This window comes from Rhodoferax sp. (assembly GCF_028714215.1).
GTDB lineage: Bacteria > Pseudomonadota > Gammaproteobacteria > Burkholderiales > Burkholderiaceae_C > Rhodoferax.
The window spans coordinates 74,704-88,997 of sequence record NZ_JAQTMS010000004.1 but is presented as its reverse complement, the minus strand read 5'-3'; the positions used below and the strand labels follow the sequence as shown (position 1 = coordinate 88,997).

The following is a 14,294-nucleotide window of genomic DNA, read 5'->3' as shown; positions in this document are numbered from 1 at the left end:
AACTACCGGATCCGGCTTATGGAGCGACGCTCAGACGCCCATCTTTGCTGGCCCCGGTCGCAGTGCCGACCACACCCTTGGCCTTGATGTAAGCGGCGATCTCGTTGCGGTAGATCAGGCCGGTGTCCTTGGCACCCAATGATTTGATGTCGAAGCCGACAATGCTGCTTGGCAGGCCGGCCAGAACGGGAGCGCCCTTCCAGCCTTCGTTGCCGTTGGAAATGTAGTCGCTGAAAACCACGCGGTACTTGCGCTCCAGCACCGCATCGACCGGCTGTCCGGCCAGCGTGATGTTGAGCGCCTGGGCCTGCGTCGCGTCGCCGCCCAGGCTGACCGTGTAGCGGATGCCGCCGGAGAAATGCAGCAAGCCGCGTGAGACAAAGCCAGCCAGCTTGACCTGCTCGCCGGGGCGCACCAGGCGCTGGGCGTTGCTCTGCAGCATGTCCTTGATCTGCCGGCCGCTCATTTCAACGATGCGTATCACGTCGGCGTAGGGCATCACGGCAAACCAGTCGCTGAAGGTGAGTGCCGCGTCCAGCGGAACGCCGGCCGAGATGCCGGACGCATTGAAGGCGGCAAAGTCGACGCGCCCGCCGGGGAAGCTGGCGCTGCTGGCGACAATCGCGTCGTTCATGAAATTGGCGATGGCCGACTCGCCCACGTAGCGATCCGCCACTGTGCCCGGCGTCCCGATCTCGGCACTGCTTCCGGTCGTGCCCAAGGGCTCGGACAAGCGCACCTGCAGCCGCTCCATCATGGGCGCCATCACCGTTTGCTGGAAGGCCAGATCGACATCCGCGTCCTGCTCGTAATTGGCATGGGCCGGGTCGCTTGCCGGAACGCGGATATCGCGCTCCTTGAGCTTGTGCAGCTTGGCGGAGCGCGTCAGCACCGACACCTTGCCGGCGGCCTTGCTGACGTCGAGCTCGATCTCTCCCAGGTGCGAGCCCCAGCTGCCGGCCTGGAAGATGGGCACGCCGATGACGACGTTGGCGGCGCTGAGCGACTGCTCGTTCAGGACCGAATGCGTGTGGCCGCCGATCACCATGGCGGGCCGGCCCAGGCCCGACAGGTACTGCGCAATCTCGATGTCGCCCTCGGGAATCACATGGCGCGCGCCGGCGGCATCGACGCCGTTGAAGCCGGTGTGCGAGAGGACGACGATCAGGTCGACTTGCCGCGCCAGCGCCGGCGCCAGATTTTTCAGCGTGGCGATCACGCCGGCGAATTTCAGCGCCGGGTCTTCGGCAAATCCGGTCTTGGTCTCCTCCGGCGTGGTGATCCCGATCACGCCGACGCGAACCCCTTTGCTGACGCCGATGATGGCCGGGTGAACCAGCGCGGCGGTAAGCACCTTGGAGTCCTGCACATTGGCCGAGAGGACCGGAAACGTTGCATCCGAGGCAATCATTTTGGCCAGCAGGCGCGAACCCTTGTCGAATTCATGATTGCCCAGCGTGGCCACGTCCAAGCCGGCGGCTGAGTAGGCGCGGTAGGCCGGGCTCATGACAAAGCTCTGCTCGTCGGAGCCCATCAGTTCGTCCAGCACCGTCCCGATGTGGTCGTCCCCGGCGGAGAAGAACAGCACGCCCTCCCTGGGTGCGGCCGCGCGGCGCGCGTCACCGACCATCCTGACCATCTGGGCAAACTTCCGGGTCTCGCCCTTCTTCTGATGGACCTCCATGTGGTGATGATGAAAATCATTGAAATGGAAAATCCGCAAGGTGACCTTGTCGCCGTTCTTGAGGGATGACGCCGGCAGGCGCGTGCCCGGTGCCGCTTTCAGCGACTGGTAAGCAGTCGTCGCCGGGTTGCCGTCGACCCGGTAGATTCGCTCGAAGGCGCTGCTGGGCGCCGGACTCGCGGCCGACACCGATAGCTGTGGTCCCGACTCTTCGGCATGGCTGCCGACGCTGCTCAAAGCGGTCAGCGCCAGCACGACGGCAGCAAGCCATGAAACAAGCGGCCTGGGGCTCGGCCGGCCAGACTGTGGCAAAACGCGTGGCGCTGCGCAAGTGAAGGATTTCATGAATTTCAGGCCTGTTTCAGGCATCAGGTGTGGCACCAGTGGCACGCCAGCGGGAACGCCGGGAAAGCGTGCATGATGTCGCAAGCCTGTGACGTTTCGATGACAGGATGGGCGCGGGCCGTGGCAATCTCGCTCACGCGGGCGCCGGCTTGCCGCTGCCAGTATCGATATTGCGCGCCGTGCCCAGCAAGGTGGCGCACAGCGTCTCCGCGCCGCTGTCGCTCACGGCGTAGACATCCGACGCGCAGACCGTCAGCAGCTTGCTGGCGTTTACTACCCGTCCTCGGGCCCGCAGCCGTTCGCCGCTGGCGGGCGCCACCAACTTGAGGGTGGCATCGATGGTGGCATTGATCCAGCCCGGTGGCAGCAGGGTTCCGGCGGCCGCCACGGCGGCGAAGTCGGCGATGGCAAACACCGCTGTGGCTTGCAGTTGCCCGGGGCGGAAGGTGAAGGCTTCCAGTACCGGAATTTCGAGCTCCACTTCACCGGCCGCGATGCGGCTAAATACCAGGCCCAGCGTGCGTGCCATGGGCATGGCCAGCACCAGTTGTTGAAGTTGCTGAAACTGCGGGTTTGATGGGTTGCTGGCTATGGCCATGGTTTGGTTTTCCTTCGTGCTGTGTGTCCGCGCTGCTGTTTTTTCAACCACGCGATATGCGATATCACCTGGCTGCGCTGGGCTTTCAGGGCTTGGGTCTGCAAGTCGATTTCGGCCACCCGCGCCCGCAGCGACGCCACCATCTGATCGACGCTGAGGCGCCCGGCACGGTAGGCGGGAAGTTGCTCCGCAATCGCCTTGAGTGAAAGCCCGACTTTGCGCGACATGGCGATGAAGATGACCTCGCGCCGCTGCGCCTCGGTGTACTCGCGGTAGCCGCTGGCGCGGCGCGCCGGCTGGAGCATGCCGAGGCGTTCGTAGTGCCGCAAGGCATGCACCGAGACGCCGGTGCGTTGGGCCAGTTCAGAAATCTGCATGCGACCAAGATTAGCAAGCTTCGCCTTGCGCAAAGGTTGCCGCTCTGTCGCCTGAGCGACGCCTAAACCACCTGGTTGCGCCCGCGTTTCTTGGCTTCGTACAAGGCGCTGTCGGCGTCGCTGTACAGCCCCTCGAAACTGGCGGGGTGCTCCGGCGTGGCGGCGGACAAACCAATGCTGACGCTGGTCGGGATCGTCAACTCCTGCCAGACCAGCGGCTGAGCGGCGACGCGCTGGCGCAGTTTTTCGGCCAGCACGCGTGCCGCCTCGGCGCTCGTGTCGGGCAGCAAGACGATGAATTCCTCGCCGCCCAGGCGCCCCACCAGGTCGGTGCCGCGCACCGTATCCCTCAGCAGCGCCGCCACATGGCGCAGCACGGCGTCGCCGGCCGGGTGGCCATGGCTGTCGTTGATGCGCTTGAAATAGTCCAGGTCCAGCAACAGCAGGGTGGTGGCGCTGGCGTGGCGCCGCGCCCGCGCCAGTTCCTGTTCGGTCAACGCCACAAAAGTGTGGCGGTTGAACAAGCCGGTCAAGCCGTCACGGCTGCTCAGGTGCTCCAGTTCGGTTTGCCGGTCTTGCAGCGCGGCATTGACTTCGGCCAGTTGCCATTGCTGACGCGTGATGGTGGTGAAGTGGCGCCACATGAGCACCGTCAAGGCCCAGCCCAGCAAGCAGGCGGTGATGCCGTTGAGCCGGTTCGAGAACAGTTGCTCCGGGTTGCCCTGGGTCAGGCTCAAAGCATAAAAATAGCTGACAAAAGCCAACAGATACAGCAGCGCCGAGCGCAGCGGCCGACTGTAAAAAACCACGCCGATCAGCAGGCAACTGATGAGAAACGGCGTGACGTTGGGCGTGACCCATTGATCGATGGTCACAATCACGACCGCAAACAGCATGCCGATGCCGGCCGTGCCGGCCGGCAGCCAGACGCGCCAGGCTGAGGAACCGGCGTAGCGCAGCGCCACGGCGCAGCCCAGCATCGCCAGCCCCATGGCCAGATGGGCCAGCAACAGGCCTGCTCGCCAGGCCAGCGCCAGCCCCGCGTGCTGCCCCATCCACAGTTGCCCGCCCAGCACCAGCACGTGCACGGCATTGACCAGTGCCACCAGCGGCGCCAGCCAGCCCAAGCGTTGCAGATTGATGCTGTTGGCCGCGTCAACCACGCTGGCGTGCTCGGCCTGCCAGCGCTGGAGGGTGCGGGTCAGATCCGTCAGCCGGAGCATCACAGAGCGGACCGAAAATTTTGACATGGCGCTTCGAGTATCGCACTTGGCCGATCCCACGAATCGCCACACCGGACCCTCTGGCAGCCCAGCATGCGGAGGATGTTTTGTGGTCTAACCCTCAAACTGCGGATGCAGTTGCCGGATGCGGCTCATCGCCATGCCGGCGGCGGCGGTGCGGGTTTCCACGCCCAGCTTGGCAAACACGCGCTCCAGGTGTTTCTTCACGGTCATCGGACTGCTGCCCAGGATGTCGCCGATGTCGCGGTTGATCTTGCCCTTGACGACCCAGTACAACACCTCGGCTTCGCGCGGCGTCAGCTTAAAGCTTAAGGACATGGCCTCGATGACGGACTCGTCCGACACCTCCTGCATGATGATGAGCCAGTCGCCTCCGCCCTCGGAGTCGCCGATTTGCTGGTGCAGGCGAAAGGTCAGGCGCTTGGGGCCCAGCTCGACGCTCAGGCGCGGCGGCTCGATCAGCACTTCGGCGCCGGCCACATGGCGACGCAGCCACTGGCAGACCGGCTCGGGCGTGCGCGGCGCCTCGGTGCCGTAGTAGCGCAGCAGCAGCTCGCGCGCCAGGGGCGTTTGCCACATCAGCTTGCCGTCGCTGGCGCGCACCGTGATGCTGGCATAACCGAAGGCGTCCAGCGCGGATCTGGCTTGGCGTTTCTCGCGTGCGCCCTGCAAGTGCACGCCGATGCGGGCCAGCACTTCCTTCGGCTTGATCGGCTTGGTGACGTAGTCGACGCCACCGGCCTCCAGCGCCGCCACCAGGTATTCGGTCTCGGTCAGGCCGGTCATGAAGATGATCGGAATGTGCGTCGTCAGCGGCGCCGCCTTGAGCCGGCGCGCAACTTCGAAGCCGTCCATGCCAGGCATCATGGCGTCCAGCAGCACGATGTCGGGCAGCACTTGCGCGGCGCGCGCCAGGGCCGCCTCGCCGTGCGTCGCCAGCAGCACGGTGTAGCCGGATTCATCCAGCGCATCGTGCAGCAGCGACAGGTTGTCGGGCACGTCGTCGACGATCAGCACCACATCGCTGTTGGCGCGGTCCAGCGTCTGATCCAGGGCTGATTGGGGCCGGCTAACTGTCATCGCACACCTGCATCAACTGCTGGCTCATGGCCTCGAACTGGAACTGCTTGACCAGCGCCCGCATCTCCAGGACAAAGGGCGCGCACAGCGCCTGGCTCAGCTCGATCTCATTGAGCTGGTTCATGATGCCGCGGTAGTAACCCAGGCTCACCACCTCGCGCAAGGCGGCCAGCGACTTCGGCTCGGGATAAATCAGCGCCGGTGGTGGAGCACCGGCGGCGAGCGACTCCGGCGCGGCCGTCTCCAGCCACGTCAGGGACAGGCGGCGTTCCAGCCAGTCCAGCAGCTCGGAGTGGCGCACCGGCTTGACGATGAAGTCTTCGGCGCGGATGCCCACGTCGTGCTCCAGCCCCTTGTCAAAAGCATTGGCCGACACGATGGCAATCCAGATGCCGGCGTGCCCCAGCGCGCGCAGGCGCCGGATGGTCTCCCAGCCGTCGATGCCGGGCATCGCCAGGTCCATCAAGATGACCTCCGGTTGGTAGCCGGCCGCCAGCAGGTCCAGGCAATCGTGGCCGCTGGCGGCGCTGCGCAGCTCGAAGCCCAGCGGCTGCAGCAAATTGACCAGCAGCTCGCGGTCAGCCTCCTCGTTGTCCACCACCAGCACGCGCCGGCGCGGCCCGGCGTAGCCCAGGCGCGCCCTGCTGGCAAGCGACCCAGGCCAACCCGCCGGGGCAGCGGCGCCGGACGCAAGGGTCACATGCACTTCCGGCAAGAACAGCTTGACGCGAAAGACCGAGCCGACGCCCGGCCTGCTGGTCACGCTCAGCTCACCACCCATCAAGTCGGTCAGCATCTTGGCAATGGTCAGGCCCAGGCCGGCGCCGGGTGCCGTCAACCCCGGGGTGTTGGCGCGCGTGAACGGCTCAAAAATCCGTTCGTGTTCCTGCGCGGAGAAGCCCGGCCCGGTGTCTTCGATGGCGATCGCCGCCATCTCGCGGGCGTAGCGAATGCGAAACCGCACCTGGCCCTTGGCCGTGAACTTGATGGCGTTGCCCAGCAGGTTGATCAGAATCTGGCGCACCCGCTTTTCGTCGGCCCGCACCAGTGCCGGCAGCGCGCCTTCGGTCTCGAAGTGGAACGCCAGTCCCTTGGCCTGCGCTTCCAGTTCGAACATGCTGGCCAGCTCCTGCACGAAGTTGGCGAAATACATGGGCTTCTGCATCAGGGTCAGCTTGCCGCTCTCGATCTGCGCAATGTCCAGCGTGCCCTCGATCAGTGAGAGCAAATGCTCGCCACCGCGCTTGATGACGCTCACCGCCTGCTTGCGATGCGCCGGAATGGACGCGTCCTCCCCCATCAACTGCGCATAACCCAGGATGCTGTTGAGCGGTGTGCGCAGCTCGTGGCTGATGGCGCTGATGTAGCGGCTCTTGGCCTGGTTCGCCAGATCGGCCGCCAGCTTCGCCTGCTCCGCCACCAGTCTGGCGGTTTGCAGGGCCTGGTCGGTTTGCCGGTGCGACTCGATCTCCAGCATCAGCAAATGGGTTTGCCGGTTCGACTCTTCCTGCGCCACCTGGCGGCTCTTGTGCGCCAGCACCACCCACCAGACCACCAGCCCGGCGATCACCAGCAGCGCCATATAGGCCTTCAGAAAGCCCGAGCGCAAGGCCTCGTGCGGCGCCAACAACAAATCGCTGTCGCTCACTGCCAGCGCCAGCGCCCGCAGCTCCTGGTGATAGAGCAGACCGAAGACGCTGGCCAGCAGCGGAACGATCACCGCCATCAGCAGCAGGAAGTTGCCGAGCCCGGTGTCCAGGTACGGCCAACTGCGCCGCGGCAGCAGCCGGTGCAAGGTGGCGGCCCATTGCGCCGACAGGCTGGCGTGCGGCTTGCACAGGTCGCCACAGCGCGCGTCCAGCGTGCAGCACAGCGAGCAGATGGGCCCCTGGTAGGCCGGGCAATGCGCCATGTCCGGACCCTCATACTCGCGCTCGCAGATGACGCAGCGCTTGAGCTCGACGTTCGGTAACGAGCCTGATGAAACCTTGTCATCCCGGCGCACGCCGGGATCCAGGCAAGCGTTAAATGGATCCCGGCCTACGCCGGGATGACAGCCAAAGGCGGAAGTGCGTGCAATGTAGTACCTGCCTTTGGTGGCCCAAGCAATCAGCGGCGCGGCGATGAAAGCGGTGCCCAACGCGATCAGGGCCGAGAACGCCTGCGCCATGGGGCCGAACAGCCCCAGGTGCGCCGCCACCGACAGGACGGAGGCCAGCGCCATGGCGCCGACACCCACCGGGTTGATGTCGTACAGGTGGGCACGCTTGAACTCTATGCCCGGCGGCGACAGGCCCAGCGGCTTGTTGACGACCAGGTCCGCCACCACCGCCATCATCCAGGCGATGGCGATGTTGGCGTACAGGCCCAGCACATCGCCCAGCGCCTGGAACACGTTCATCTCCATCAGCATGAAGGCGATCAAGGTGTTGAACACCACCCACACGACACGCCCCGGGTGACTGTGCGTCAGACGCGAGAAGAAGTTGGACCAGGCCAGCGACCCGGCATAGGCGTTGGTGACGTTGATCTTGAGCTGCGAGATCACCACGAAGAGAGCGGTGGCGGCCACCGCCCAGCCGTAATTCGGGAACACATATTCGTAGGCCGCCAGGTACATCTGGTTCGGGTCGACAGCCCGGTCCGGCGGCACCGCGTGACTGATGGCCAGCCAGGCCAGCAGCGCACCGCCCAGCATCTTGAGCACACCCAGACCGACCCAGCCGGGACCGCCCACCATCACCGCCAGCCACCAGCGACGGCGATTGCGCCCGGTCTGCTGGGGCATGAAGCGCAGGTAGTCGGCCTGCTCGCCCATTTGCGTGATCAAGGCAATGCCCACCGTCAGCGCCGCACCAAACAAGGGCAAGCTGAAACCCGGCGCCGCGCCCTGCTCCCCTTTGTAGTGCAGCACCCCGGCGAAAGCACCAGGATCAAGCGCAAACACATAGCAGAAGGGCAGCACCAGCAACAGCAGCCACAGGGGCTGGGTCCAGACTTGCAGGCGGCTGATGGTGGAGACGCCATGCGTCACCAGCGGAATCACCACCAGCGCACAAATCAGATAGCCCCAACTGGGCGGGATGCCCAGCGCCAGCTCCAGCGCATAGGCCATGACGGCCGCTTCCAGCGCAAAGAAGATGAAGGTGAACGAGGCGTAGATCAGCGAGGTCAGGGTCGAGCCGATGTAGCCGAAGCCGGCGCCCCGGGTCAGCAAGTCCATGTCCACGCCATAGCGGGCGGCGTAGATGCTGATCGGCAGACCGGCCAGGAAAATGATGAGCCCGGTGGCCAGGATGGCCCAGAAGGCATTGGCAAAACCGTATTGCACCAGCAGCGTGGCGCCGACCGCCTCCAGCACCAGGAAGGAGGCGGCGCCGAAAGCGGTGTTGGCGACGCGCCACTCGGACCACTTGCGAAAACGCTGCGGCGTGAAGCGCAGCGCGTAGTCTTCCATGGTCTCGCTGGCGACCCAGGCGTTGTAGTCGCGCCGCACCAAGGTGATGCGTTGCAGCGCTTCGGGCGCGGGGAATGGAGGGGCGGTGGAAGTCACACCTCTGTGGTGCACGTTTCATGCCACGGCACGGGATTTGCATGGAGGGAGTCATGGAACTGACCCCTCGTGTTCGGCCGGCATTTGCGGCCGCACGAGCCAGCTAATCAAAGCATTGAGTGAAACGAAATGGAACTTACCCCTCGTGAAAAAGACAAGCTGCTGATTTTTACCGCCGCCCTGCTGGCCGAGCGCCGCCAGGCGCGCGGCCTGAAACTCAACTACCCCGAGGCGCTGGCCCTGATCAGCGCGGCCGTGATGGAAGGCGCACGCGACGGCAAGAGCGTGGCGCAACTGATGAGCCTGGGCCGCACCGTGCTGACGCGCAACGAAGTGATCGACGGCATCGCCGAGATGATCCCCGACATCCAGGTCGAAGCCACCTTCCCCGACGGCACCAAGCTGGTGACCGTGCATCAACCGATAGTCTGAACAATATGATCCCTGGCGAAATCATCACCGACGGCCCCGACCATGTGCTCAACCCGGGGCGCCGCACCTTGACGCTGGTGGTGCAAAACACGGCAGACCGCCCGATCCAGGTCGGCTCGCACTACCACTTTGCCGAAACCAATGGCGCGCTGGGCTTCGACCGCGCCGCCGCCCAGGGCATGCGCCTCAACATTGCATCGGGCTCGGCGGTGCGCTTCGAGCCCGGGCAGCAGCGCACGGTGGAGCTGGTGGACTACGCCGGCGAGCGCGTGGTGTTTGGTTTTCGCGGGCTAACCCAGGGACCCGTTGACGCCAGCATCAAGGGAGCTCTCTGATGGCAACGATGGGACGACGCGCTTACGCCGAGATCTTCGGCCCCACGGTGGGCGACCGGGTGCGGCTGGCCGACACTGATCTGTTGATCGAGGTGGAGCAGGACTACACGCTGCGCGCTGGCGGCTACGGAGAAGAAGTCAAGTTCGGCGGCGGCAAGACGATACGCGACGGCATGGCACAGTCGCAGAGAACGAGGTCCGAAGGCGCGGTGGACTGCGTCATGACCAACGCCTTGATCCTGGACCACTGGGGCATCGTGAAAGCCGACATCGGCCTGAAGGGCGGGCGCATCGTGGCCATCGGCAAGGCCGGCAACCCGGACGTGCAGAGCGGCGTCGACATCATCATCGGCCCCGGCACCGAGGTCATCAGTTGCGAGGGCAATATCGTCACCGCTGGCGGCATCGACTCGCACATCCACTTTATCTGCCCGCAACAAATTGAAGAGGCGCTGGCCAGCGGCGTCACCACCATGCTGGGCGGCGGCACCGGTCCGGCCACCGGCACTTTTGCCACCACCTGCACACCTGGCCCGTGGAACATCGAGCGCATGCTGCAGGTGGCCGACGCCTTCCCGATGAACCTGGGTTTTCTGGGCAAGGGCAATGCGTCCCTGCCCGCCGCGCTGCACGAGCAGGTCGACGCCGGTGTTATCGGCTTGAAGCTGCACGAGGACTGGGGCACCACACCGGCCGCCATCAGCAACTGCCTGGACGTGGCCGAAGAGAGCGACGTGCAGGTGGCGATCCACTCCGACACGCTGAATGAATCCGGCTTTGTCGAGAACACCATCGCCGCCACCAAGGGGCGAACGCTGTGCGCCTTCCACACCGAGGGTGCCGGCGGCGGCCACGCGCCCGACATCTTGCGCGTGGTGGGTGAGGCCAACTTTTTGCCCTCCTCCACCAACCCCACCATGCCTTACACGGTGAACACGCTGGACGAGCATGTGGACATGCTGATGGTGTGCCATCACCTCGATGCCGGCATAGCCGAAGACCTGGCCTTTGCCGAGAGCCGCATCCGCCGGGAAACCATTGCCGCCGAAGACGTGTTGCACGACCTGGGCGCCATCAGCATGATGTCCAGCGACAGTCAGGCGATGGGCCGCGTCGGTGAGGTCATCATCCGCACCTGGCAGACGGCGCACAAGATGAAGGGGCAGCGCGGCAAGTTGGCGCAGGACAGCCAGCGCAACGACAATTTCCGCGCCAAGCGCTATGTCGCCAAGTACACCATCAACCCGGCCATCGCGCACGGCATCAGCCACGAGGTCGGCAGCATAGAAGTCGGCAAATGGGCCGACCTGGTGGTCTGGAAGCCGGCCTTCTTTGGCGTCAAACCGGCCCTGATTTTGAAGGGCGGCTTCATCGCCATGGCCGCCATGGGCGACCCCAATGCTTCCATCCCGACGCCGCAGCCGGTGCACTACCGAGCCATGTTCGGCGCCTATGGCGGCGCCCTGGCGCGCGGCTCGCTGACCTTCGTTTCGCAAGCCGGTTTGAATGCCGGCATCAAGGAACGCTTCGGCCTGGCCAAAACCTTGAGCGCCGTGAAAAACATTCGCGGCGTGCGCAAGCAGCACATGCTGCATAACAGCTACCTGCCCAAGATGGAGATCGACGCACAAACCTACACCGTGCGCGCCGACGGTCAGTTGCTGACTTGCGAGGCGGCTACGAGTTTGCCGCTGACGCAGCGCTACTTTCTGTTTTGAGGTCAGATCAGGAATTTCCACATTACCAGGGTAAAGTGATAATGTGGTGCCATGCAAACAGCTCAATCAAAGATTGCGTCCAAGGGCGAGCGGATCGTGCTGGACCACTCCAAGCGCCACAGCACGGACGAAGTGCATCAAACCCTTTTTTCGGATGTACCACCGGGTACTCAGCGCGCAAAGACGCTGGTCGAACTCAAGCAGGGGATTCGCCAGCGCATGCAAAGGCTACATGCTCGGGATTGACGCCGACGTGGTAAGTGCCGCGCTGGCGCAATTCCGCGCCAAGCCAGCTCTGGGTTTTTCGGACTGCCTGGTGCTTGAGATTGCCCGCAAGGCCGGCCATCTGCCGCTTGCCACCTTTGACAAGGCACTTGCAAAGTTGACCGGGGCGAAAAAACTTTAGCTTACGGTCATTTGTCCCAGGAGTTCAGGATGGCGACTCTTATGGTGCGTGACCATCGACGCTTGGCCGGCCAGTGCCGAACGGTATCGCCAATCAGTTGGCGCACTTTTCAAGGATTGGTTTCTGAAAAGTTGGTCGGCAGCGACGCAACTGCTCACCACTGGCAGCTTTCTGGAAGTTGAATTTCAAAGTATTGCGGACCGGTCAACGCTGGTTTCATAGACCACTGCCGAGCAGCGTTTTCAGTCGATTACAACGAACTTGTCAAATGGCAAAATGCCTGTGAATTTGACTGATTGTCTTGGTTTACACGTTAGTGATTTCTTTACGTTCTCCCATTGCCCTATGCACACAATTCCGCTTACTGCCATCGAAGTCGTCAGAGAGTTTTGGCGACTCATGGCCTCAAACGACTTTCATTCCGTTGGTGCAGTTCTCGCCGATGACTACACCCTTGACTGGCCACAAAGCAATGAGCGGATTCGAGGTAAGGAACGGTTTGCCACGGTGAACGCCGAGTACCCCAGTAGCGGCTTTTGGACCTTCACCGTCAACCGCATCATCGGCAGCGATTCGGAAGTGGTCTCGGACGTCAGCGTAACCGACGGAGTACAGAGTGCGAACGCTATCTCATTCTTCACCGTCGTTGACGGCAAGATTGCCAGGCAAGTCGAATTCTGGCCAGAGCCCTATCCCGCGCCTGGAAATCGGAAGCACCTCGTTGAGAGAATTCAGTGAGTACTCGCGTCTGCTTGTTGGAGCGCTGAAGGTTGATGGTTGGTCGGGACTTTCCTTCCATGCATGGTATCAATGTGCTCGGATGAGCCTTTACACGCAGAAGACTAAGCTAACTGGGCCATGTATTCGGCGTCAAGAAGTAGACCACAGCGTTGTTCGGAACATGCGGGACAAGTGCTGCTGCCATGGCGTGCCTCAGCGATACGCTTCGCCACGTGATGTAGACGTATGTGAAGACCGCAAACACCGCCGCAGCGGGTGGAACCCACGACACCCCCCCTACCCCGTGAAAAGCGCCTCAGCCCGTTGCGGAACAGAGGACGATTTGCCGAGCAGTCAGGCCCGCACTGGTATTTTGCCGTTCGTCTGGCCGGTCTGCCCAAGCGGTCCCTGCGCTCATGCCTTGTAGGGTTGGAGATTTTTTCGAATCCAGTTCGCGAGGTCAGCTTCCGGCAACTTGCCGGCGGCCAGGTCCAGCATGTTGACAACGCAATCAGCATCCGACGTCACCAGCTCAAAGCTGTTGAGCGCCAGGAATAATTCAAGCGCCACAAACGCCGTGCGCTTGTTCCCGTCGACGAAGGGATGGTTGCGTGAAATGCCGAAACCGTAACTGGCAGCCAGTTCAGCAGCGTCGGGCTTGCCGTAGTGCGCCAGTTGCTCTGGTCGGGCCAAGGCCGATGCCAGCAGGTTGGCATCACGCACACCGGCACCACCACCGTGTTCGGCCAATTGCTCCTCGTGAACCGCATGGACCAATGCCGCTTCAAGCCATCTCCATGGCTTGGGCGCGGTGCTCATTTGGCCAACTCATGCAAGACTGCACGGCGCTTTTTCATGATGCGCCGCGCCTCCGTCATTTGAGCCTCAAATTCAGGGTCGTAGGCGCTCAGGTTCACGCCATTGGCCGCTTCGGTCCAAAATACCGTGTCGCCCTTGGTCACCTTCAAGCGAGCGAGCAACTCCTTGGGCAAAATGAGACCTACAGAATTACCAATTTGCGTGAGTTTGAGGGCTGACATGACGGCTCTTCAAGTTATAACAATTGTTATACTAACTGAAAACCCCGACGCCATCAAGCTGATCCAGCATGCTTAGCACCTTCAAGCCCACGCGACACTGGCGGTCAGCCTTGTGCTGGCCCGACTTTTTCATTCTCTCAACCCGCGAATCATTCTCATGCTTCAAGTATCCAAACTCGTTGCCCAAGGCCAGGGTCTGGCAGCCGCTCTGATCAGACGTGCCACCACGGTCGAACTGGACTGGGACGTGCGCCAGAAGAGCCGTTTCGACGCCACCGACTCAGGCGGCCGGCAACTGGGCGTCTTCCTGCCGCGCGGCACGGTGGTGCGCGGCGGCGACGTGTTGGTGGCCGAGGACGGCTCACTGATCAAGGTGCAGGCCGCGGCGCAACCGGTGCTGCGGATCAGCGCCTGCGCCGAGCACGGCAGCGCCTTCGACCTGACGCGCGCCGCCTACCACCTGGGCAATCGCCACGTACCGATTGAACTCAAGCCCGACCATCTGAAAATCGAACCCGACCATGTGCTGGCCGACATGCTGCGCGCCATGCATTTGACGCTGCGTGAGGAAAGCGCTGCCTTCGAGCCGGAGGCTGGCGCCTACTCCAGCAGAGGCCACGACCATGCGCATGCCGCGCCCAAGCCGATCAATATTCCGATCACCACCGCGGCACCCCATGTGCACGGGCCGGGCTGCAAGCACGAGCACGGTCACGGGCACAGCCACTGAGGCACGCAGAGACATGAGCGCCGCGCCGGGCC

At 63.5% G+C, this 14,294-nt stretch carries 15 protein-coding genes; 7 read left to right on the top strand and 8 right to left on the bottom strand.

Annotation, left to right across the window (positions count from 1 at the left end):
* Positions 1 to 16: 16 nt before the first annotated feature.
* The 6 genes from PHS32_RS03185 to PHS32_RS03160 all read right to left on the bottom strand — a co-directional run bounded on the left by PHS32_RS03185 (position 17) and on the right by PHS32_RS03160 (position 8,896).
* The gene (locus PHS32_RS03185; RefSeq protein WP_301077349.1) at positions 17 to 1,939 is read right to left on the bottom strand and encodes a 5'-nucleotidase C-terminal domain-containing protein; all 1,923 of its coding nucleotides are present in this window, start codon (positions 1,937 to 1,939) and stop codon (positions 17 to 19) included.
* Between the two features lie 223 nt (positions 1,940 to 2,162).
* Complete coding sequence (locus PHS32_RS03180) at positions 2,163 to 2,627, bottom strand: PaaI family thioesterase (protein WP_301077348.1); 465 nt, start codon at positions 2,625 to 2,627, stop codon at positions 2,163 to 2,165.
* Entirely contained in the window at positions 2,618 to 3,004 is a 387-nt protein-coding gene (locus PHS32_RS03175; RefSeq protein WP_301077347.1) for a MerR family transcriptional regulator, read from the bottom strand. The genes PHS32_RS03180 and PHS32_RS03175 overlap by 10 nt, the downstream gene beginning before the upstream one ends.
* Positions 3,005 to 3,066: 62 nt before the next feature.
* A complete protein-coding gene (locus tag PHS32_RS03170; RefSeq protein ID WP_301077346.1) occupies positions 3,067 to 4,254 on the bottom strand; it encodes a GGDEF domain-containing protein in 1,188 nt (395 codons plus the stop codon).
* 87 nt (positions 4,255 to 4,341) lie between these two features.
* Positions 4,342 to 5,328, bottom strand: coding sequence for a response regulator transcription factor (locus PHS32_RS03165; RefSeq protein ID WP_301077345.1), 987 nt, complete (start codon positions 5,326 to 5,328; stop codon positions 4,342 to 4,344).
* Positions 5,318 to 8,896: an ATP-binding protein gene (locus PHS32_RS03160; protein ID WP_301077344.1), complete on the bottom strand. Its 3,579-nt coding sequence runs from the start codon at positions 8,894 to 8,896 to the stop codon at positions 5,318 to 5,320. Before PHS32_RS03160 ends, PHS32_RS03165 begins: the two co-directional genes overlap by 11 nt.
* Before the next feature lie 114 nt (positions 8,897 to 9,010).
* On the opposite strand from PHS32_RS03160, the gene PHS32_RS03155 reads away from it, so the two are divergent.
* From PHS32_RS03155 to PHS32_RS03130, 6 genes are all read left to right on the top strand, one after another.
* Complete coding sequence (locus PHS32_RS03155; RefSeq protein ID WP_301077343.1) at positions 9,011 to 9,313, top strand: urease subunit gamma; 303 nt, start codon at positions 9,011 to 9,013, stop codon at positions 9,311 to 9,313.
* Between the two features lie 5 nt (positions 9,314 to 9,318).
* On the top strand, positions 9,319 to 9,648 hold the full coding sequence (locus PHS32_RS03150; protein ID WP_301077342.1) for an urease subunit beta: 330 nt from the start codon (positions 9,319 to 9,321) through the stop codon (positions 9,646 to 9,648).
* Positions 9,648 to 11,366, top strand: a complete 1,719-nt coding sequence (ureC, locus tag PHS32_RS03145; RefSeq protein WP_301077341.1) for an urease subunit alpha — start codon at positions 9,648 to 9,650, stop codon at positions 11,364 to 11,366. The genes PHS32_RS03150 and ureC overlap by 1 nt, the downstream gene beginning before the upstream one ends.
* A gap of 51 nt (positions 11,367 to 11,417) precedes the next feature.
* Positions 11,418 to 11,612 carry a hypothetical protein gene (locus PHS32_RS03140; RefSeq protein ID WP_301077340.1) on the top strand — a complete coding sequence of 65 codons (195 nt, stop codon included), beginning with the start codon at positions 11,418 to 11,420 and terminating at the stop codon, positions 11,610 to 11,612.
* Positions 11,599 to 11,772, top strand: coding sequence for a hypothetical protein (locus PHS32_RS03135; RefSeq protein ID WP_301077339.1), 174 nt, complete (start codon positions 11,599 to 11,601; stop codon positions 11,770 to 11,772). The genes PHS32_RS03140 and PHS32_RS03135 overlap by 14 nt, the downstream gene beginning before the upstream one ends.
* 345 nt (positions 11,773 to 12,117) lie before the next feature.
* A complete protein-coding gene (locus tag PHS32_RS03130; RefSeq protein WP_301077426.1) occupies positions 12,118 to 12,510 on the top strand; it encodes a nuclear transport factor 2 family protein in 393 nt (130 codons plus the stop codon).
* 396 nt (positions 12,511 to 12,906) lie between these two features.
* Here PHS32_RS03130 and PHS32_RS03125 read toward each other — a convergent pair whose 3' ends face one another.
* Together PHS32_RS03125 and PHS32_RS03120 are read right to left on the bottom strand one after the other, a co-directional pair.
* Positions 12,907 to 13,311 (bottom strand): type II toxin-antitoxin system death-on-curing family toxin, encoded by a 405-nt coding sequence (locus tag PHS32_RS03125; protein WP_301077338.1) that lies wholly within the window; start codon positions 13,309 to 13,311, stop codon positions 12,907 to 12,909.
* Entirely contained in the window at positions 13,308 to 13,532 is a 225-nt protein-coding gene (locus PHS32_RS03120; protein ID WP_301077336.1) for an AbrB/MazE/SpoVT family DNA-binding domain-containing protein, read from the bottom strand. The genes PHS32_RS03125 and PHS32_RS03120 overlap by 4 nt, the downstream gene beginning before the upstream one ends.
* A 157-nt stretch (positions 13,533 to 13,689) precedes the next feature.
* On the opposite strand from PHS32_RS03120, the gene ureE reads away from it, so the two are divergent.
* The gene (gene ureE, locus PHS32_RS03115; RefSeq protein ID WP_301077335.1) at positions 13,690 to 14,262 is read left to right on the top strand and encodes an urease accessory protein UreE; all 573 of its coding nucleotides are present in this window, start codon (positions 13,690 to 13,692) and stop codon (positions 14,260 to 14,262) included.
* Positions 14,263 to 14,294 lie beyond the last annotated feature (32 nt).